Annotated in this window: 13 protein-coding genes and 2 pseudogenes; 13 read left to right on the top strand and 2 right to left on the bottom strand. The window is 49.7% G+C overall.

What is annotated here, in order from left to right; genetic code table 11:
- Positions 1-89 precede the first annotated feature (89 nt).
- The 11 genes and pseudogenes from NX722_RS11525 to NX722_RS11475 all read left to right on the top strand — a co-directional run.
- Positions 90-869 (top strand): polyprenyl diphosphate synthase, encoded by a 780-nt coding sequence (locus NX722_RS11525; RefSeq protein ID WP_262568097.1) that lies wholly within the window; start codon positions 90-92, stop codon positions 867-869.
- Positions 863-1,663 (top strand): phosphatidate cytidylyltransferase, encoded by an 801-nt coding sequence (locus NX722_RS11520; RefSeq protein ID WP_262568096.1) that lies wholly within the window; start codon positions 863-865, stop codon positions 1,661-1,663. The genes NX722_RS11525 and NX722_RS11520 overlap by 7 nt, the downstream gene beginning before the upstream one ends.
- A gap of 3 nt (positions 1,664-1,666) precedes the next feature.
- A complete protein-coding gene (ispC, locus tag NX722_RS11515; protein ID WP_262568095.1) occupies positions 1,667-2,908 on the top strand; it encodes a 1-deoxy-D-xylulose-5-phosphate reductoisomerase in 1,242 nt (413 codons plus the stop codon).
- Between the two features lie 106 nt (positions 2,909-3,014).
- Positions 3,015-4,400, top strand: a complete 1,386-nt coding sequence (gene rseP, locus NX722_RS11510; protein ID WP_262568094.1) for a sigma E protease regulator RseP — start codon at positions 3,015-3,017, stop codon at positions 4,398-4,400.
- 135 nt (positions 4,401-4,535) lie between these two features.
- The gene (gene bamA, locus NX722_RS11505; protein ID WP_262568650.1) at positions 4,536-6,869 is read left to right on the top strand and encodes an outer membrane protein assembly factor BamA; all 2,334 of its coding nucleotides are present in this window, start codon (positions 4,536-4,538) and stop codon (positions 6,867-6,869) included.
- A gap of 344 nt (positions 6,870-7,213) precedes the next feature.
- Positions 7,214-7,723 carry an OmpH family outer membrane protein gene (locus NX722_RS11500; RefSeq protein ID WP_262568093.1) on the top strand — a complete coding sequence of 170 codons (510 nt, stop codon included), beginning with the start codon at positions 7,214-7,216 and terminating at the stop codon, positions 7,721-7,723.
- 4 nt (positions 7,724-7,727) lie between these two features.
- On the top strand, positions 7,728-8,747 hold the full coding sequence (gene lpxD, locus NX722_RS11495; RefSeq protein ID WP_262568092.1) for a UDP-3-O-(3-hydroxymyristoyl)glucosamine N-acyltransferase: 1,020 nt from the start codon (positions 7,728-7,730) through the stop codon (positions 8,745-8,747).
- 151 nt (positions 8,748-8,898) lie between these two features.
- Positions 8,899-9,339: a 3-hydroxyacyl-ACP dehydratase FabZ gene (gene fabZ, locus NX722_RS11490; RefSeq protein WP_262568091.1), complete on the top strand. Its 441-nt coding sequence runs from the start codon at positions 8,899-8,901 to the stop codon at positions 9,337-9,339.
- A 56-nt stretch (positions 9,340-9,395) separates the two neighbouring features.
- Complete coding sequence (gene lpxA, locus NX722_RS11485; protein ID WP_262568649.1) at positions 9,396-10,184, top strand: acyl-ACP--UDP-N-acetylglucosamine O-acyltransferase; 789 nt, start codon at positions 9,396-9,398, stop codon at positions 10,182-10,184.
- 67 nt (positions 10,185-10,251) lie between these two features.
- Positions 10,252-11,406, top strand: coding sequence for a lipid-A-disaccharide synthase (lpxB, locus tag NX722_RS11480; RefSeq protein ID WP_262568090.1), 1,155 nt, complete (start codon positions 10,252-10,254; stop codon positions 11,404-11,406).
- Positions 11,396-11,644, top strand: a pseudogene (locus NX722_RS11475) (ribonuclease HII); the annotation flags it as partial. The gene lpxB and the pseudogene NX722_RS11475, both read left to right, overlap by 11 nt.
- A 126-nt stretch (positions 11,645-11,770) precedes the next feature.
- Here the strand turns inward: NX722_RS11475 and NX722_RS11470 are convergent.
- Positions 11,771-13,288, bottom strand: coding sequence for an IS1182 family transposase (locus NX722_RS11470; protein WP_262563985.1), 1,518 nt, complete (start codon positions 13,286-13,288; stop codon positions 11,771-11,773).
- Between the two features lie 60 nt (positions 13,289-13,348).
- On the opposite strand from NX722_RS11470, the pseudogene NX722_RS11465 reads away from it, so the two are divergent.
- A pseudogene (locus NX722_RS11465) lies at positions 13,349-13,765 on the top strand (ribonuclease HII); the annotation flags it as partial.
- Positions 13,766-13,801: 36 nt separating this feature from the next.
- Here the strand turns inward: NX722_RS11465 and NX722_RS11460 are convergent.
- Positions 13,802-15,253 carry a hypothetical protein gene (locus NX722_RS11460; RefSeq protein WP_262568089.1) on the bottom strand — a complete coding sequence of 484 codons (1,452 nt, stop codon included), beginning with the start codon at positions 15,251-15,253 and terminating at the stop codon, positions 13,802-13,804.
- A gap of 386 nt (positions 15,254-15,639) precedes the next feature.
- Between NX722_RS11460 and dnaE the strand changes: the two genes are divergently transcribed.
- Positions 15,640-19,149 carry a DNA polymerase III subunit alpha gene (gene dnaE / locus NX722_RS11455; RefSeq protein WP_262568088.1) on the top strand — a complete coding sequence of 1,170 codons (3,510 nt, stop codon included), beginning with the start codon at positions 15,640-15,642 and terminating at the stop codon, positions 19,147-19,149.
- The last annotated feature ends 245 nt before the right edge of the window (positions 19,150-19,394 follow it).

The raw sequence follows: 19,394 nt of genomic DNA, 5'->3' as shown, positions 1-19,394 counted from the left end.
TTGTGGGAGCTTGCTTTTTTGGGCTGGCTCCTGCAAGGTTTTCTTAAACCTGTTGTTTCTCTTCAACTTTTCAGATCAGCAAAGACTTCATGGCAATGACACCGCAAATGGAAACCGGCAGTGTAGAGGGAATTCCCAAAGATAAGCTGCCACGACATATTGCCATTATTCTGGATGGCAACAACCGCTGGGCAAAAAGACGACGACTGCCCGGTCTGGCGGGACATCGCGCCGGAGTGTCAGCAGTACGTAATATTGTTGAGGCCTGTAGTGAATATGGGGTAGAAGTACTAACGCTGTTCGCGTTCAGCAGCGAAAACTGGAATCGCCCCCGCAAAGAAGTCAATGGTCTTATGGAGCTGTTTCTCCGCGCCCTGAGACGGGAAACCCGTCGCCTGAAACGCAATAATATCCGTCTCAAAGTCATCGGAGATGTCTCAGGTTTCAGTGCTGATATACAGCGCCACATTCGTGAGGCTGAAGCCCTGACAGCGGATGAGCATAAAGTAACGCTGGTCATCGCTGCGAATTATGGCGGTATGTGGGATATCACCCAGGCTACTCAGAAAGTGGCGCTAAGGGTTCAGCGGGGTGAGCTGCAGGCTGATGAGGTGACTCAGGAGATGATTGAATCACACCTGAGTACCGCCGATTTGCCAGCCCCGGACCTGATGATTCGCACCAGTGGAGAGCAGCGAATCAGTAACTTTATGCTATGGCAGTGTGCCTACAGCGAGTTTTATTTTACCGATACTCTGTGGCCGGATTTTGACCGGGCAGAGTTTTATCGTGCGCTCCTGGATTATGTAGGCCGACAGCGACGTTTCGGCAAAACCAGTGAGCAGGTGGAGGCTGAGGCTACGTGTTAAAACAAAGAATTCTGACTGCGCTGGTACTGGCTCCTCTGGCCCTTGCCGGTGTTATCTTTCTTTCCCCTGCAGTTTTTTCTGTTCTGACAGCACTTGTTATCATGCTGGCTGCCTGGGAATGGGCTAATCTTGCCGGGTTTGAACAGTCGGTTCAACGGGTGTTGTTTTCCCTGCTGACCGGGTTAATCTGCTGGCTGGTGTCTCCTTTGCCGCATTGGCTGGTGCTGGGTGCCGGTGCAGCCTGGTGGGTAGTTGCCCTGGTGCTGGTTAAAGGTTATCCGGAGACGGCGCGGTGCTGTCAAAGTAAAGTTCTGCGTCTGTTTATGGGCGTTTTGACCCTTGTGCCGGCCTGGTATGCCCTGGTTCAGCTTAAGCATTATGATCATGATGGTATGGCGATACTGTTTGTCTTCTTCCTGGTCTGGGCTGCTGATGTGGGTGCTTATTTTGCCGGTCGTGCGCTGGGAAAGCACAAGCTGGCAGTCAATGTCAGTCCCAAGAAGACACTGGAAGGCCTGGTGGGCGGATTGCTGCTGGCGTTGCTGGTGGCTGCCTGTGTCGGGTTGTACTTTGAGTTTACTTTTGCCAGAGGAATGGGGTTGCTGCTTCTGACCGTTGTGGTCGGTATTGTTTCGGTTCTGGGTGATCTGTTTGAAAGTCTGCTCAAGCGGGAGCGGGGCATAAAAGACAGTAGCAACCTGTTGCCGGGGCATGGTGGCATTCTTGACCGTATTGACAGTCTGACTGCTGCAGTGCCTGTTTTTACGCTTGCGCTGCTGAGTAGTGGAGGTTAAGAAATGGTTACGGGACATGGTAATTCCAGGCGGCCGGACTTGATGTTCGGTGAAGATATTCAGCAGATCTGTGTACTGGGATCGACGGGGTCGATTGGTAAAAGTACGCTGGATGTAATTGCCCGCAACGCTGACCGTTATCGGGTACGTTCGCTGGCCGCGGGCAGAAACTACCGGGTCATGCTTGATCAGGTTCGTCAGTTTTTACCGGAATATGCCGTTATGGCTGATCCGCAGGCGGCTGAAGAGCTGCGAAAGCTGGTTAAGCAGGAACAGCTGGCGACTGAGGTGCTGTCCGGATCGTTGTCTGTTGCTCAGGTGGCGGCAGACAGTGCTGTTGATGTGGTCATGGCGGCTATTGTCGGGGCTGCGGGATTGCTGCCTACTCTTGCCGCTGTCAAGGCCGGTAAAAAAGTGTTGCTGGCAAACAAAGAGGCGCTGGTGATGACGGGTGCGCTGTTTATGGATTCGGTCAGGGAGTCAGGAGCAATCCTGCTTCCCATTGACAGCGAACATAATGCTATCTTCCAGTGCATGCCGCGCAATTATCAGGATGGTCTGGAGCAGGTCGGTGTAGAGCGTATCCTGTTAACCGCTTCCGGTGGTCCGTTCAGGGATACCCCGCTGGATACCTTTGCTGGTATTACGCCTGAGCAGGCCTGTGCTCATCCGAACTGGAGCATGGGTCGAAAGATTTCTGTAGATTCCGCCACCATGATGAACAAGGGGCTGGAGTACATTGAGGCCTGTTGGCTGTTTGGTGCGACGCCAGACCAGGTGGATGTTGTGATTCATCCGCAGAGTATTATCCACTCTCTGGTGGATTACAAAGACGGTTCCATGCTGGCGCAGATGGGAAATCCGGATATGCGTACGCCGATTGCCCATGCTCTGGCCTGGCCTGACCGTATTGCTTCCGGGGTCAGGCCGCTCTCTCTGGCAGATGTTGGGCGTCTCGATTTCTACGATCCCTGTATGCAGCGTTTTCGTTGTCTGAAGCTGGCGCAGGAGGCGGCTTCTGCTGGTGGTACCGCAGCAGCTATGCTAAATGCTGCCAATGAGGAGGCGGTGGATGCGTTTCTGGGTATGAATCTGCGATTTGACCGCATTCCGGAAGTGATTGATGCAACACTGCAGGCATTGCAGGTACATAATGCCGGTGATATTGAACAGGTTCTGGATGCTGACCGTCAGGCTCGTAAACTGGCTCAAAAGCATATTGTCCACTGGCAGGAAAGTGCCTGATTATTTGAAACGGTGAGAATAGCGTCCAGCCTTCTGAAGGCTGGAATAATGATAATGATGATTACTATGAATTTGCAGGAAGCAGCCGGGAGGCAATAAGCGATCTATGATTTTTGGGTCTTTACAAACGCTGGCTGCTTTTGTCATTACGCTGGGTATACTGGTCAGCGTTCATGAGTTTGGCCACTTTTGGGTGGCACGTAAGTGCGGTGTCAGGGTGCTGCGCTTTTCGGTGGGTTTTGGTAAACCCCTCTGGACCTGGACTGATAAGCTGGGTACTGAATATGTGATTGCTCTGATACCTTTGGGCGGCTACGTCAAAATGCTGGATGAGCGGGAAGGGCCGGTTGCAGAGCATGAGCGACATGAGTCTTTTAATGCCAAGCCGGTACTGTCACGCATCGCTATTGTGGCGGCCGGGCCGATTGCCAATTTTATTCTGGCTGTTGCCGCTCTCTGGCTGATGTATATGGCTGGTATTCGTACCATTGTTCCCCAGGTTGGCAATGTGTTGCCAGACAGCCCGGCGGCGGTTGCTGGTGTTGTTCCGGGGGATGAAATTGTTAGTATTGATGGTGAGGAAACCCCTGGCTGGCAACAGATTAATATGGAGTTGCTATCGTCTATTGGTGATACTCGCGACCTGTCTGTTGGTACACGGGCAGGCACGCCGGGACAGCTGTCATCCGCCGCTGTTCGGGAAAAAAACGTTGCCATCTCCAACTGGCTTGTCGATGACAGTGGTGAAGGCATTGCTGATCCGCTCAGGGAGTTAGGCATAGAGCCCTACACACCGCTTGTTCCTACCGTGCTGGGAGAGCTGACACCGGATGGAGCTGCTCAGGCTGCCGGGCTGGAAACGGGAGACCGTATTGTTGCCACAAATGGGCAACCGGTTCAGGACTGGTTGAGCTGGGTTCATATGATCAGGGCCAATCCGGGTAAGGAACTTCAGGTTGAGCTGGAACGTGACGGTCAGACTCTTGAACTGGCGCTGACGCCGGGTGTCAGAGAGCTGGATGGTAAGCCGTCTGGTTATATTGGGGCAGGTGTTCAGCAGGTAGGCTGGCCGGATGAGATGGTGCGCAAACTTCAGTACAATCCTGTTGCTGCTCTACCCAGGGCTTTGGACAGTACATGGACGCTGACCAGTATGACGGTCGAGTCGTTGTGGAAAATGGTCGTGGGGCTGGTTTCGGTTAAAAACTTGAGTGGTCCGATAACCATTGCTAAAGTTGCTGGCGCATCGCTGCAATCCGGACTGGAAAACTTTCTCTATTTCCTGTCGATGTTGAGTGTCAGCCTGGGTGTCCTGAACCTGTTGCCTATTCCGGTGCTTGATGGTGGACACCTGTTGTTTTATCTGGTTGAGCTGGTTCGGGGTAAACCGGTTTCGGAGCGAGTACAGATGCTCGGTCTGAAAATTGGTGTAACCTTTGTAGTCGGCATTATGATGCTGGCTCTGTATAACGATCTGAGCCGGCTGTTTTGATGCAGATCGGGTGCTATTTGATAACACCTGATCATTGGTTAATAGCCATGAGCGAAGAAAGTCATGTTTTCATCGCTTCTCGAATTGGAAAGTGACTTTTATGGTAAAAACGAACACGGACAAAGAACGGATTCCATGAAGCGATCATTGTTGTCTTTGCTGATTGGCTCGATGGCCTACGCGTCAGGCGCCAACGCATTTGTTGTGTCTGATATTCGAATCGATGGCCTGCAAAGGGTGTCAGCAGGTACGGTTTTTAATTCACTGCCTATTGAAGTGGGAGACGATGTAGAGTCCCCACAGGTTGCCGAAGCGGCCAGGTCACTGTTCCGAACGGGGTATTTCAATGATATCCAGATGGGGCGCGATGGTGATGTTCTGGTTGTCTCTGTGGTTGAGCGACCTTCCATCAGTCAAATCAAGATTGAAGGGAATAAGGCGATCAAAACCGAGGACCTGATGAAGGGGTTGAGTTCCTCGGGTCTGTCTGAGGGTGAGATTTTCCAGCAGGCCACGCTGGAAGCCATTCGTCTTGAGCTGGAGCGACAGTACGTTTCGCAGGGGCGCTACGGGGCCAGAATTTCCGCCGATGTTGAGGCTTTGCCCCGCAATCGTGTGAAGTTGACGATTAACGTCAAGGAAGGAAAGGTTGCTACCATCCGGCATATTAATGTCGTTGGTAACACGGTGTTCCCTCAGGAGGAAGTGCAGGATCTGTTTGAACTGAAAGAGACTGGTATGTTTTCTTTCTTTGGTTCCAGTGACAAGTATTCCCGGGAGAAACTCTCCGGTGACCTGGAACGCCTGCGTTCATACTATCTGGATCGCGGCTATATCAACTTCAATATCCGGTCTACACAGGTTTCTATCAGCCCTGACAAGCAAAGTGTATTTATTACCGTTAACATTGACGAGGGTGAAAAGTACACAATCAATGAAGTCAACCTGTCCGGCGACCTGATCATTGATGAAGAAGAAGCGCGTAATCTGGTACTGGCCAAGCCAGAGCAGACGTTCTCCCGTCGCATCATTACCACTACGGAAGAAATCCTCAGTCGCCGGCTGGGTAACGAAGGTTATACGTTTGCCAATGTGTCGGGTATTCCAACACCGAACCATGAAAACAAAACGGTAGACCTGACATTCTTTGTTGACCCCGGTCGTCGTGCTTATGTTCGTCGAATTAACTTCTCCGGTAATACCAAAACTGAAGATGAAGTACTGCGCCGCGAGATGCGTCAGATGGAAGGTGCGTCTGCCAATACTGAAAATATTGAGCAGTCCAAAGTACGACTGGAGCGTCTGGGCTTTTTCCGTCAGGTAGATGTAGAAACCCCACCGGTGCCGGGAAGCAGCGACCAGATTGATGTGAACTATACCGTTGAAGAGCAGCCCTCAGGCAGTATTACTGCCAGTGTGGGTTACTCTCAGTCCGATGGTCTGTTGTTGGGTGGTTCTATCAGTCAAAGTAACTTCCTGGGGACTGGTAATAACGTGTCGATCGGTCTGAACAAGAGTGATGTGAGTCAGCTTTATAACTTCAGCTTTACCGATCCTTATTACACTGTGGATGGTGTCAGCCGTGGCTTTGGTTTGAACTACCGCAAATACGATTATAAGGATTCGGATATTTCCAGCTATGCCGCAGACACCTGGGGTGGTGATGTGCGATTCGGTTATCCGATTTCTGAGACAGAGTCGATCAACTTCAGTGCGGGCGTAGAAGGCACCAAGATTACAACCGGTAAAGATACACCCAAATATATTCGTGAATACATCAAAAATGAAGGTAAGCAGTTTACCAATGTGAAAGCCTCACTGGGCTGGTCTGAATCTGAGCTTAACCGGGGCTTGCTGCCAACAAGAGGCTACTCGCAGAGCGCTTCTTTACAGGTAACGGTTCCCGGCTCGTCCGTCACTTTTTATAAGCTGAATTACCGTGCGCAGTACTTCCAGCCTCTCACCAAGAGCCTGACTGCACGCTTTGCGGGTCGTCTCGGTTATATTGGTGGTTACGGCAAGACGAATACTATTCCATTCTTCGAGCACTATTACGGCGGAGGGTTTGGTTCTGTCCGGGGTTACAAGGACAATACACTTGGACCAAAGGCTAAGGAGTACAAGGGTAACAGCTTTAACTCTATCGGTGGTGACTTCATTTTTGAGGGTACTGCAGAGATTCTGTTCCCACTGCCATTCGTAAAAGATCAGCGTTCACTTAGAACCAGCCTGTTTCTCGACTTTGGTAATGTTTACAACAGTAGTTGTGGTACCTCTGACGGCAAGGCAAATCCGGATATCGTGGACTGCTACAAGCCCTCTTTCGATCAGCTACGCTACAGTGCCGGTGTCGGTCTTACCTGGATAACCCCGTTGGGGCCGTTGACATTCAGTCTGGCCAAGGCGCTCAATCCGAAGGGTAAAGATGAAAAGCAGGTGTTCCAGTTCTCTCTTGGTGCACCGTTCTAATCGCTATTCATTCTATTGGCTATAAATTGCGGAAATTCAGGGGCTAAAATAGCCCCTGGTTCGTTTCTGGGCTATGATTCTGCCATGCTGCTGGGTGTGAAGTTTTTTGTCCTGAGACAGTTTTTTATAATTTTTCAATGAGTTGCAAATATACGGTTGATAAATTGATGCGTTCTAGCGTCTTTTCATTATAATAACCGTTTGTCTTAATTCTGCTTATGCTCAGAGCCTTAATGGAGCTTACCTTAAACCGTTTTCAGGCATCAGGGTATTGGTCGCCTCAGGGAATACCTGAGCATTGGTCAGGCATAAGCATGTATATTGTTTCAGGAATTATCAGGAGAATGAGTTTGAAACAGATTGGATTGGCACTATTGGCTCTGGTCATGCTGGTACCCGCAGTTCAAGCTGCGGACATGAAAATTGCGGTTATTGATTCAGAGATGGCGGTGCTGGAATCTGATGCTTCCAAGCGTTACTCGAAAGAGTCTGAAAAGAAGTTTGCGCCTCGTATCAAGCTGATTCAGTCTCTGCAGGAAGAATTGCAGAAAATGGAAGCTGACCTTGAGAGAAACGCCCCGACCCTGTCCCAGACCCAGGTTGAGGCTAAACAGCTTGAAATGCGTCGTAAGTATGAAGATCTGCAGATGCAGGACCGTCAGCTGCGTATGGACAAAAACCAGGCAGACCAGCAGGAATTGAGCCAGCTGCGTCCGAAGCTGGAAAAGGCTATTGAAGAAGTCTCCAAAGAACAGAAATACGACATGGTTATTGAGCGTGGCGCTGTTCGTTATGTTAAACCCGATTACGACATTACCCGTCAGGTCATTGAACGTCTGAACAAGATGAAGTAATTCGATGAAGCAGTCTTATTCCTACACTCTGGCTGAACTGGCAGACAGACTTGGAGCCAGTTTGAAGGGTGATGCCGGCAAAGTGGTTACAGGTCTCAATACATTGCAGGAAGCCAGTGAGTCCGAACTGGCGTTTCTGGCTAATCCAGCGTATTCCCGCTATCTGGAAACCTGCAGGGCTGCGGCCGTCATCCTGTCACCGGCGTCGGCAGAAACATACGCCGGTAATGCGCTGGTTCTGGATAATCCGTATCTCGGCTATGCGCAGGCGTCGCACCTGTTTGAAACCGATAAGGGCCAGCCTGTCGGTATTGCTGAATCCGCAGTGGTCAGTTCAGGTGCGCAGGTGCATGAAACGGCGGCTATTGGCGAAAATGTGGTGATTGAAGCCTGTGCGGTGATTGAAGCCGGTGTTCGTATAGACGCTGGGGCAGTGATCGGACACGACTCCGTTATCAGCAAAGACGCTCATATTGGTCGCAATGTTACAGTTTGCCATGGTGTGTTTATTGGACAGCGAACCATCATTCATGCCAATGCGGTGATCGGGGCGGACGGTTTTGGTAATGCTCATGCCAATGGTCAATGGCACAAAATTGCCCAGATAGGCGGAGTGGTCATTGGTGATGATGTCGAGATCGGCTCATGCACCTGCATTGACAGAGGGGCTCTGGGAGACACTGTTATCAAAAGCGGTGCCAGATTGGATAACCTTATCCAGATAGCCCACAATGTGGTGATTGGCGAAAATACAGCGATCGCGGCCAATGTTGGCATCTCTGGCAGTACTGTCATTGGTAAAAACTGTACCATAGCGGGTGCTGCCGGTCTGGCTGGTCACATAACTATTGCGGATAATGTACACCTTGGCGGTATGGCCATGGTGACCAAGTCGGTGACCAGGCCCGGTGCCTATGCTTCGGGTACGGGGCTGATGGAAGCGGGAGAGTGGCGACGCAATGCGGTCAGGTTTCGCAAGCTGGACGATATAGCCAGGCGAATCAGGCTGCTTGAAAAACACTAGCTACGGTTTAACTACTCGGATTAACCGTGATTTTTTACAGAGAGGCTGGAATTTCCAGCCTTTTTGTGTAAATAAATGACTGTTTGGTTATTTGCTGTGCGCGCGCTTTGCTGTGTGACCTTTTTCAATTTAACAGTTGAGTCGACATTACATGATCTCGATCGAGGAAATCAGGAAAATTTTACCCCATCGCTACCCATTTCTGTTGGTCGATCGGGTGCTGGAAGTAGATCTTGAAAAGAATGTGATTGAGTGTATCAAGAACATTTCAGTCAATGAGCCTCAGTTTAACGGTCACTTTCCGGAACATCCGATTATGCCCGGGGTGTTGCTGATCGAGTCAATGGCTCAGGCTGCCGGCATACTCGGTCACCAGATGAGAGCTAAAGACGTCGATGACCATAAGATTTATTATTTCGCCGGTGCCGATAAAGTGCGCTTTCGCCAGCCAGTGACCCCCGGTGATCAGGTCAGGCTGAAAGCTGAATTTATAGCCATGAAGCGTGAAATCTGGAAATTTTCCTGTGCAGCTTCGGTTGATGGTAAGATAGTCTGCTCTGCTGATGTAACCTGTGCAAGAAAGGAACTTTAGTCTTGGCTGATTCCCATTCCAGCGACCTTTCCAGTTGTGCTACTGCCGATGATCAGCTGGCAGTACACCCTACCGCCGTTATTCATCCTGCGGCTATTGTTGATCCGACTGCCCGAATTGGTGCAGGCGTAAAAATTGGCCCCTGGACCCTGATTGGACCCGGTGTAGAAATTGGTGAAGGAACCATTGTCCACTCCAATGTTGTTATCAAGGGGCCTGCACAGATTGGCCGTAATAACCAGATATTCCAGTTTTCCAGTGTGGGTGAGGACTGTCAGGACAAGAAGTTTGCCGGTGAGCCGACGCGTCTGGAGATCGGTGACAATAATGTTATTCGTGAGGGCTGTACCATTCATCGTGGCACGATTCAGGATCAGAGCCTGACCCGCATTGGTAGCAATAATCTGCTGATGGCTTATGTTCATATCGCCCATGACTGTATGCTGAGCGATAACATTATCATGGCTAATAATGCGACACTGGCGGGTCATGTAAAAGTCGGTGATGGTGTTATTCTCGGCGGTTTTACGACGGTTCATCAGTTCTGTCATATTGGTGCCTACAGCATGAGTGCTGCGCAGGCAGCAATTTTTAAAGATGTGCCTGCCTTTGTTATGGTCGGTGGTAATCCGGCTAAACCTCACGGGATGAACTTTGAAGGGATGCGTCGCCGTGGCTATAGCTCCGAACTGATCCGCACATTGCGTAATAGCTACAAGATTATTTACCGTCAGGGGCTGCGAACCGCTGAAGCCCTTGACCGGCTGGAATCCATGCCAGGCTGTCATGAAGTGCAGCTTCTGATTGATTCACTGAAAGCCTCTACCCGTGGCATCACCCGATAGTTACTGTTGATAGTTACTGTGGATAGTTACTGTGGATAGCTACTGTGCAGTTAGAAAAGGATAGCGAATGTCAAAACCTCTGACTTTTGCCATGGTGGCGGGTGAAGCATCGGGCGACCTTTTGGGTGCAGCTCTGGTTCGGGAAATTAAACGTCATCATCCGGACGCACGTTGCTACGGTATTGGTGGTCCCGGGATGATCGCCGAAGGTTTTGAAAGCCTGTTTCCCATGGAGCGACTTTCGGTCATGGGGCTGGTTGAAGTACTCGGGCGTTTGCGTGAGCTGTTGGGTATTCGCAAACGCTTGCGGGAAACCTTTCTGCAGGATCGTCCGGATGTCTTTATTGGCATTGATGCGCCGGATTTCAACCTGGCGCTTGAGCGTCATCTGAAAAGTAATGGCATTCCCACGGTGCATTATGTCAGTCCGCAAGTCTGGGCCTGGCGTGAAGGGCGGCTGAAAAAGATACGCCGTTCCGTGGATCATATGCTCTGTCTGCTGCCATTTGAGGCGGAGTATTATCAGGGGCATGATGTGCCAGTCACTTTTGTTGGGCATCCGCTGGCGGATCAGGTGGCAATGGAGCCTGATCAGACCCTGGCCCGTCAATCATTGAACATTGCCGGCGACGGGCCGGTGATGGCCATTTTGCCGGGCAGTCGTAAGGCGGAAGTGGCTCGCCTGTCAGACTTATTTCTGGAGACTGCCCGTCAGGTTCGCCAACAGATTCCATCCATTCGATTTCTGATTCCTGCAGCGAACGAACGTCGAAAGCAGCAGTTGTTGCCGGTTTTGGAAGGTTACCCCGATCTGGATATTGTGCTGACCGATGGCCGTGCCTCAGAGGTGATGGCGGCGTCAGACGCGATTCTGATTGCTTCGGGTACCGCTTCACTGGAAGCCGCTCTGCACAAACGCCCCATGGTGATCAGTTATCGTATGGCAAAACTGAGCTTTGCGATTTTAAGCCGGCTGGTGAAAGTGAAGCATGTCGGACTGCCCAACCTGTTAAGCGACAAACCGATGGTGCCCGAACTGTTGCAGGATGAGGCAACGGTGGAAAATCTTACGAAGGCCATGCTGAAGGCGTTGCAGGATGAGCCCTGGCGTCAGGAAGTGACCGGTAATTTTGCCGATATCCACCGAACCCTGAAGCGTGATGCCAGTGTTTTGGCCTGGCAAGCCATTCAGTCTGTGATTGGGAAATACGATGTCAGGTAATAAAGAGTCAGTTAGTGAAAATTGTCAGGTTGAGCTGGATCTGTTTGCGCAGCCTGAAGTCGCGGGACAGTTGGTTTGCGGCGTTGATGAAGTGGGACGGGGACCGTTATGCGGGCCTGTTGTGACGGCAGCGGTCATCCTTGATCCTGCCAGACCGATTGAAGGGCTGAACGATTCCAAGAAGCTGTCTGAGAAAAAGCGTGATGCCCTGTTTGATGAAATCAGGGAAAAGGCTCTAGGAGCCTGACCGAGAATAGCTTAGGCAGTCCTCCTAAAGGTTTCGCAAAATTCAAAATGAGCAAAAAACAACCACTTTTTGAGGTTGATTTGCTCATTTTTGCCAATTTACAGCTTTTCTTTACCTTTATGCCGCTTTTTCAACCTTTTTTAAATCCTCAAGACGGAGTGACCCCGTTAAAGCTTTCTTCACAATTTTTTTGAAATTATGCACTGTGCATACCAGTGAAAACTCTGCTTCCACTTTCTCTTTCCCGCGCAGACTGAAACTCCTGAATCCAGAGTTTTTTATCTGACCAAACGGCGGTTCCGCTATTACTTTGCGACGTTCGTATACCGCTTTCGCTTCGCTTGTTTCCATTTTTTTATTCATGGCTTGTCGTGCAGTTTCAAACTTGTCTGTGCGAATTACCTTGCCTGCACTTTTCTTGGAGCCACTGCATCTGGAGCGGTAAGCGCACTCTCGGCATACTTCCTTGTTTGCCCGGTAGCCTTTCCTCTTAGCTTTACTGGCTGGATTGGTAACCAATTTTTCCCCAGCCGGACAGATGAAGACGTCAGCTTCAATATTGTATGTAAAATCCGCTTTGACAAATTTTCGATCAGTATTTTCAAGGTCCGTAACAGCCGGTTTTTCTTCCTTGTCAGTAGCGATATAACCGTCTATTCCATGTTTATCCAAGGTGTGCAGATTTGGCCCTGAAAAATAGCCGTTGTCCATACTCCATTTATCCACAGCCGCGCCATCGGTAGATTCTGACAAAGCCTGAAGAGCAGGCTCTACTTCCTGTACGTCGTTGGCGCGTTGACTGATGTGTTGGCCGACAATGATCTGGTGATCCGCATCTACATTAATTTGAGCATTGTAGCTGTATTCGCAGTACCCCTTCTTGCTCATCATCCGGGCATCATGGTCTGCAAAGCTAATCTGTTTCTTGTCGTCTATTGGCTCGTCCGGATTGAGGGCTTTCTCACGCTCTTCCAGTGCTTTTTTAGCAGCCTTAATTTTCTTCAGCCGTTCTTCTTTAAACAGGAGGTCTTCAGGAATACTGTAGCCATTGGTTTCTTTGTAGGCGTCGTCTTCTTCCTGATCGCACTGGCTGGCTTTTTTGATCAGTTCATCAACCTCAGCGCTGAGTTCTGCCTCTTTGGCTTTAAGCCGGCCGTAGCTCATGGCCTTATGCTTTGAACTGTTGGCTTTGAATTTCGAACCATCCAGGCTGATATGCCCAAGCGATGCCAGTTTCAGCTCCATCGCCAGCTTGACGGACTGTTTGAAACAGTCATGAAAAAACGACAGGTTGTTTTTGCGGAAGTCCCCCAGGACCCGAAAGTTTGGGCAATTCATCTGAGAGATGTACATGAATGCCAAGTCCTGCCGACACCGTTTTTCTATTTCACGGGAGCTGAATACACCATGACTGTAGGCGTAGATCAGGATACCTACGATCAGCTTGGGTGGGTAGGCATGCTGTCCAAGGTGATGGTACTGCTTTTCAACTTCCGAGGTATCAATGTTCTGGAAGATGGTCTCATAGATGTAGCAGTCATGATCTTTGGGAAGAAGATCAAAGATGTTGGTTGGAAACAGCAGGTGCTGGTCGAACTCAACAGGGCTATCCTTGAATTTTGGTGGTGGCGACATCAGGCTTCATCAGGGCTGCGTTTTGAACGCTATTATATCAGATAAATCCTATTCTCGGTCAGGCTCCTAGCCTGGTGCATTGCCAGGGCGGATGTGGAAGAAATTGATGAGCTAAATATTCTTCATGCCACCATGCTGGCCATGCAGAGGGCTGTTGCTGGCTTAAGTGTAAAACCTGATCTTGCATTGATTGATGGTAACCGTTGTCCGTCTCTTTCCTGTCGTGCTGAAGCGGTTATCAAGGGTGACGGGAAAGTGCCGGAAATTAGCGCTGCTTCCATCCTTGCCAAAGTAGCAAGGGATCGTGAGATGGCGGAGATGGAAAAACAGTATCCCGGCTATGGTATTGGCGGACATAAAGGTTATCCCACGAAAGTGCATCTGGAAGCACTGAAAAAACTGGGAGCGACGCCTATACATCGTCGTTCATTTAAGCCAGTAAGGGATGCAAGGGAAAATACTCCAACTCTCGCCTGAGGTTTCAGGCTTGAGTTGGTAGCATTTGTTGATTCGTCATTCCTCAGTCTTTGACTCTTGTACAAGAGGGATTTCACTTCTTTTATAAAGCAAATGGTTTTTGGCAGCGACGATAGCTGCAATTATTGGTTTACGAAATTTAATGGCAATACCGACTAATGCCGCCAATTCCGCAGCAGCGATTGAAGTTGTTGTGATAAAGCCATTTTTATAATATTCAATTTGTTCTTGCAGGCTGTGAGTGTAATCTGAATAGATAGTCTGACTCATGACCGGAGAATCTTGCCCGGGCTGGTAATAATGAAGTTGGTTCTTAATGGCTTCGTTAAAATACATTGGGCATAGGTGCTCCATCTCAAAGCTTTTTTGTTCAGGACTGTAATTGTTGCCCTGCTTTGTACCCGCAAGAACCGTCGACAGACTGCCGCTGAATGTTTCTGGTTTGGCTACATACAAAACCTGCTCGCGAACGGCAGATCTTACACCAACAATACCGTGGCTGTCAGTGTATTGTATGTCATTACAGACGCTGTCATTAAAGTCAATGTTTCCTGTGACATCGACAAATATGCCTATGTCCGCTTCGGGGATTTCGGGGATCATAGTGCCTGCAGTCGGTTCAGGTGTGGTAGGGTTTGTCAGAGTGCCGTTTGTGTTAAGAGGGTCGAGATGCATATGGTTCTGAATCAGCAGCTCGCTGGTGTTCAGGAATATGTATGAAAAAGCATACTGAACTTTGAATGTATGCTCTTTATGTGTGCAATGAAAGCTGAGACCGTAGGCGTTTTTAGCAGGAATTGTAAACCGGGAGTTTACGATGTTGATAGAGGTTATAGGTTCCTCTTGGTCGCCGCAGTCCAGGCTGACAGCCCGTTGATGATGTACAGCGGTGACACTCAGGTCGATTGCCTTAACGCTTTTTGCTGATTTGATGTCAATCACGCTGGTAAAAAAAGGGTAGAGTTCTTCATGGGTTATGAGCTGCCGTCCACTGTAATCGTCGCTAAAGCTGACACTATGGAACAGCAGCTCTCCACCAGGCACATCGTATCTGAAGAATGTCCCTGTTTGTTCTTGCTTCATAGTAGGGGGTTGAAGAAAAATAATATTGGCTGGGGGACCCATGCTGTTTGTTGATACAAAGGCGACATTGGCATTATCAATAAACAGTGGAGCTTCCAATTGATATGAGGGGTTAACAAGAAAGAATACAGAACTACTGTTGGCTTTATCTTTGAGTATGTGGGTTACTTTCGAAGAAAATTTGTCAACGCTATATATAACATGAGGTTTGTAGTTCTTGTATTTTTCATCCTGATAGAAATATATACAAGCGTGCCGTAAGTGGTCATCATAACTTGTGAAGTACAGGGATTTACACTGTTCAGGTAGTGGTGGCACTGGGGGGGATACTGGTAATGCAAACCCCGACAGTGAAAACAGGGACAGAAAGCTAAGTAAGATAAATTGGACTGCCCGATATGTCATAGTAAAACCTTATACTTAACAGATTGATACTGAATAATTGATTTACCTGACCATTTCGAATGACAGTTTTTTATTTCAGGTAAAGCCATTAAGACTAACGCGGAGTTGGCTGTTTTAGTCAGTTGGCAGCAGTAGGCTTTTTTATCAAGTAGACGATAACGGATCATAGCAGACCTTAGTGGTTATGCTATGTTATGCGGAACAAGAAAAATCTGATAATCAAATGTAGCACGTTTTTTTTGTCCCCGAATTTTTTCGCAGTCGTGCCGTTCTCAGTCTTCCCTGAATTCGTTTGATGATGCTGTTTCTCGTGCTTTTACAGGACTGGAGAACAGTCCGGCAGAGCTGTTAAACTGTTGTTTTACGGTTTTTGGTTTCCTACCCCCATGTCCGCACGTTTTATACACCTGAGATTGCATACCGAATTTTCCCTGAGTGATGGATTAGTCCGGGTCAAGCCTTTGATCAAGGCGGTTTCGGAAGCAGGTTTTCCTGCCATAGCGGTTACGGATCAGTCGAATCTGTACTCGCTGGTGAAGTTTTATAGCGGTACTCAGGGAGCGGGTCTTAAGCCCATCAGTGGCGCAGATCTGTGGGTTTCCCACAGTGATCCGGATCTGGAACCGGTTCGGATGGTGCTGCTGTCTATGAATGAAAATGGTTATCGCAACCTGACCGAGCTGATTTCCCAGTCCTTTCTTGAGAACCAGGTGCATGGCAGGGCTATCGTCAAACGCGAGTGGATCAGGGAGAAGTCTGAGGGGTTGATTGCCCTGTCTGGAGCTAAAGACGGTGATGTGGGACAGGCGATTGTCAACGGTAATCTGCCTCTGGCGGAACAGTTGACCCGGGAATGGATGGACGTGTTTCCGGATCGCTATTACCTGGAGCTGCACCGAACCAATCGAACGGGTGATGAGGAGTGTGTACACGGTTCAGTGGCGCTGGCAGCCAAACTGGGCTGTCCGGTAGTCGCGACCAATGATGTCATGTTTCTGACCCGTGAAGAGTTTGAGGCTCACGAGTCCAGGGTGTGCATTGGCGAGAGTATGACGCTGGACGATCCTCGTCGTATAAAACGGTACAGTGAGGAGCAGTATCTCAAGTCGGAAGACGAGATGATTGAGCTGTTCTCGGACATTCCTGAAGCTATTGAGAATACCGTCGAAATAGCCCGGCGCTGTTCGGTTTATGTACATCTGGGTGAATACTTCCTGCCGGAGTTTCCAGTGCCGGAAGGCATGACCATGGATGAATACTTTCGCAAGTTTTCCCATGATGGCCTGACCGAGCGACTTCGGTTTATTTTGCAACCGGATGACCCGGAGTACACAGAAAAAGAAAAAATTTACCGGGATCGTCTCGATTTTGAGCTGGACATTATTCTGCAGATGGGTTTTCCCGGCTACTTCCTGATCGTAATGGACTTTATCCAGTGGTCCAAGAAAAACGGTATTCCGGTAGGCCCCGGGCGGGGTTCCGGTGCCGGCTCCCTGGTGGCTTATGCTCAGAAAATTACCGACCTTGATCCGATTCAGTATGATCTGCTGTTCGAACGGTTTCTGAACCCGGAACGTGTTTCCATGCCTGACTTTGACGTCGACTTCTGCATGGACGGACGAGACAAGGTGATTGATTACGTTGCCCGGACCTACGGGCGCAATGCGGTTTCCCAGATCATTACCTTTGGTACCATGGCTGCCAAGGCGGTAGTGCGTGATGTGGCAAGGGTTCAGGGCAAGTCCTTTGGTCTGGCTGACAAACTGTCCAAGCTGATTCCCTTTGAAGTCGGCATGACCCTGAACAAGGCCTTTGAGCAGGAAGGCATGCTACGTGACTTTCTGGAGGGGGATGAGCAGGCCCGGGAAATCTGGGAGATGGCGCTGAAGCTGGAGGGTGTTACCCGGAACGTAGGTAAACACGCGGGTGGTGTGGTTATCGCGCCGACCAAACTGACTGACTTTGCCCCCCTGTATTGTGACGAACACGGTCAGGGTGTAGTGACCCAGTTCGACAAGAACGATGTGGAATCAGCAGGTCTGGTCAAGTTCGACTTTCTGGGGCTGCGAACCCTGACCATCATCGACTGGGCGCTGAAAATGATTAACCCCCGTCGTCAGCAACGGGGTGAAGAGCCGCTGGATATTATGCAAATCGATCTGGAAGACAAGACTTCCTACGATATGCTCAAGCGCGCTGAAACCACCGCAGTATTCCAGCTTGAATCCCGTGGTATGAAGGATCTGATTAAACGACTTCTGCCTGACTGTTTCGAAGATATTATTGCACTGGTGGCGCTGTTCCGCCCCGGGCCTTTGCAGTCGGGCATGGTGGATAACTTCATTAACCGTAAGCATGGTCGTGAAGAGTTGTCGTTCCCCGATGCCCAGTACCAGCACGAATCGCTGCAACCGATTCTGCAGCCCACCTACGGCATTATTCTCTATCAGGAGCAGGTGATGCAGATCGCCCAGGTACTGGCAGGTTATACCCTCGGTGGTGCAGACATGTTGCGCCGGGCGATGGGTAAGAAAAAGCCGGAAGAGATGGCCAAGCAGCGTTCCATCTTCGAGGAAGGGGCGATTCAGCAGGGGGTTGATGGTGAGCTGGCCATGAAAATCTTCGACCTGGTGGAGAAATTCGCCGGTTATGGTTTTAACAAATCCCACTCGGCGGCTTATGCGCTGGTGTCCTATCAGACCCTGTGGCTGAAGGCTCATTACCCTGCAGAATTTATGGCGGCGGTCATGAGTTCTGATATGCAGAACACCGACAAGGTCGTGACCTTTATAGAAGAGTGTCGAGATATAGGGCTGACCGTTCTGCCGCCGAACGTGAATAGTGGTGAATATATGTTTGGCGTTAACGACGACGGGCATATTGTCTATGGGCTGGGTGCGATCAAGGGGGTTGGTGAAGGCCCGATTGAAGCCATTGTTGAAGCACGGCAAGAAGGCGGTGACTTTAAAGACCTGTTCGATTTTTGTGAGCGTACAGACGCCAAACGTATTAACAAGCGTGTGCTGGAGGCGCTGATTCGCTCTGGTGCTCTGGACCTGATGGGGCCAAAACCCGGAACGAAAAAAGCGCTGAATTTTAACCGGGCTGTACTGGAAGCCAGTCAGGCGGAGGCGATTAAGGCGGCTGATCAGGCGGCAAAGAGTTTTGATTCCGGTCATAGCGACTTGTTTGGTGCATTAGTGCCAGCCGGTGAAGAGAATGTGTACGACAGTTATCAGTCCGTGTCTGAGTGGACTGACAAGAGTCGCCTGAGTGGTGAAAAGGATACCCTTGGGCTGTACCTGACCGGTCACCCGATTGATGAATACGAGCATGAAATAAAGCACTTTATCCGTAACCGGATAAAAGACCTGCAGCCAGCCCGTGGGGATACTCAGAATATTGCCGGTTTGGTCGTGGCCATGCGGGTCATGAAGAACAAGCGTGGCGACAAGATGTGCTTTATCACCCTGGATGATCGTACTGGTCGAATAGAGGTGTCTATTTTTGCCGATGTCTTTGAGCAGTTTCATGAATTGCTCAAGATGGACGCTGTGATTGTGGTCGAAGGCGAAGTCACTCACGATGACTATTCCGGCAGCCTGAAGGTGAGAACCAGAAAAATACTGAATATTGTGGATGCCCGTAGCCATTATGCGCGTCAGATTGTTTTGCAACTGAGCGCCGGGCAGATGGATCGTGGTTTTAATCAGCGCCTTTCCGGTCTGTTGCAGCAGCATCCGGGTCGTTTGCCGGTACAGATTGACTATAGCCGTGAAGATGCGTCTGCCAGCCTGGTTCTGGGTGAAAAGTGGAATGTTAGTCCAAGTGATGATCTGGTTCTCAATCTTCGTCAGTGGCTGGGTAAAGGTGCAGCAAAAATCGAATATCGTTAGGCTGAATTTTCTGGATGACCCTGAAGTTGCGAACCAGGACTTCAGGGGGTAGAAAACTTTTTCAGTTGATAGTTACTGTGAAAATGCAGCTCTCCCAGGTTGTGCAGCTCTGCGGAGTGAAACGCCTGAGCTTACGAAGAATTACGCTTTTTAACTCGACTTTTCAGTGTTGTTTACGTATTTTTTGCAGTAGTTATTATTGGCGATAAACGCCTGTTGCCATGACAGCCTGCAATAAGTGGATT

The organism is Endozoicomonas gorgoniicola, assembly GCF_025562715.2.
Classification (GTDB): Bacteria; Pseudomonadota; Gammaproteobacteria; order Pseudomonadales; family Endozoicomonadaceae; genus Endozoicomonas_A; species Endozoicomonas_A gorgoniicola.
Note: the sequence above shows the minus strand (reverse complement) of the source record. Positions and strands in the feature narration are given on the sequence as shown.

Excerpts from the sequence above, each read along its gene's own strand:
- NX722_RS11525 (WP_262568097.1), top strand. The coding sequence starts at position 90 with ATGGCAATGACACCGCAAATGGAAACCGGCAGTGTAGAGGGAATTCCC.
- ispC (WP_262568095.1), top strand. The coding sequence starts at position 1,667 with ATGGTTACGGGACATGGTAATTCCAGGCGGCCGGACTTGATGTTCGGT.
- rseP (WP_262568094.1), top strand. The coding sequence starts at position 3,015 with ATGATTTTTGGGTCTTTACAAACGCTGGCTGCTTTTGTCATTACGCTG.
- bamA (WP_262568650.1), top strand. The coding sequence starts at position 4,536 with ATGAAGCGATCATTGTTGTCTTTGCTGATTGGCTCGATGGCCTACGCG.
- NX722_RS11500 (WP_262568093.1), top strand. The coding sequence starts at position 7,214 with ATGAGTTTGAAACAGATTGGATTGGCACTATTGGCTCTGGTCATGCTG.
- lpxD (WP_262568092.1), top strand. The coding sequence starts at position 7,728 with ATGAAGCAGTCTTATTCCTACACTCTGGCTGAACTGGCAGACAGACTT.
- fabZ (WP_262568091.1), top strand. The coding sequence starts at position 8,899 with ATGATCTCGATCGAGGAAATCAGGAAAATTTTACCCCATCGCTACCCA.
- lpxB (WP_262568090.1), top strand. The coding sequence starts at position 10,252 with ATGTCAAAACCTCTGACTTTTGCCATGGTGGCGGGTGAAGCATCGGGC.
- NX722_RS11470 (WP_262563985.1), bottom strand. The coding sequence starts at position 13,288 with ATGTCGCCACCACCAAAATTCAAGGATAGCCCTGTTGAGTTCGACCAG.
- NX722_RS11460 (WP_262568089.1), bottom strand. The coding sequence starts at position 15,253 with ATGACATATCGGGCAGTCCAATTTATCTTACTTAGCTTTCTGTCCCTG.
- dnaE (WP_262568088.1), top strand. The coding sequence starts at position 15,640 with ATGTCCGCACGTTTTATACACCTGAGATTGCATACCGAATTTTCCCTG.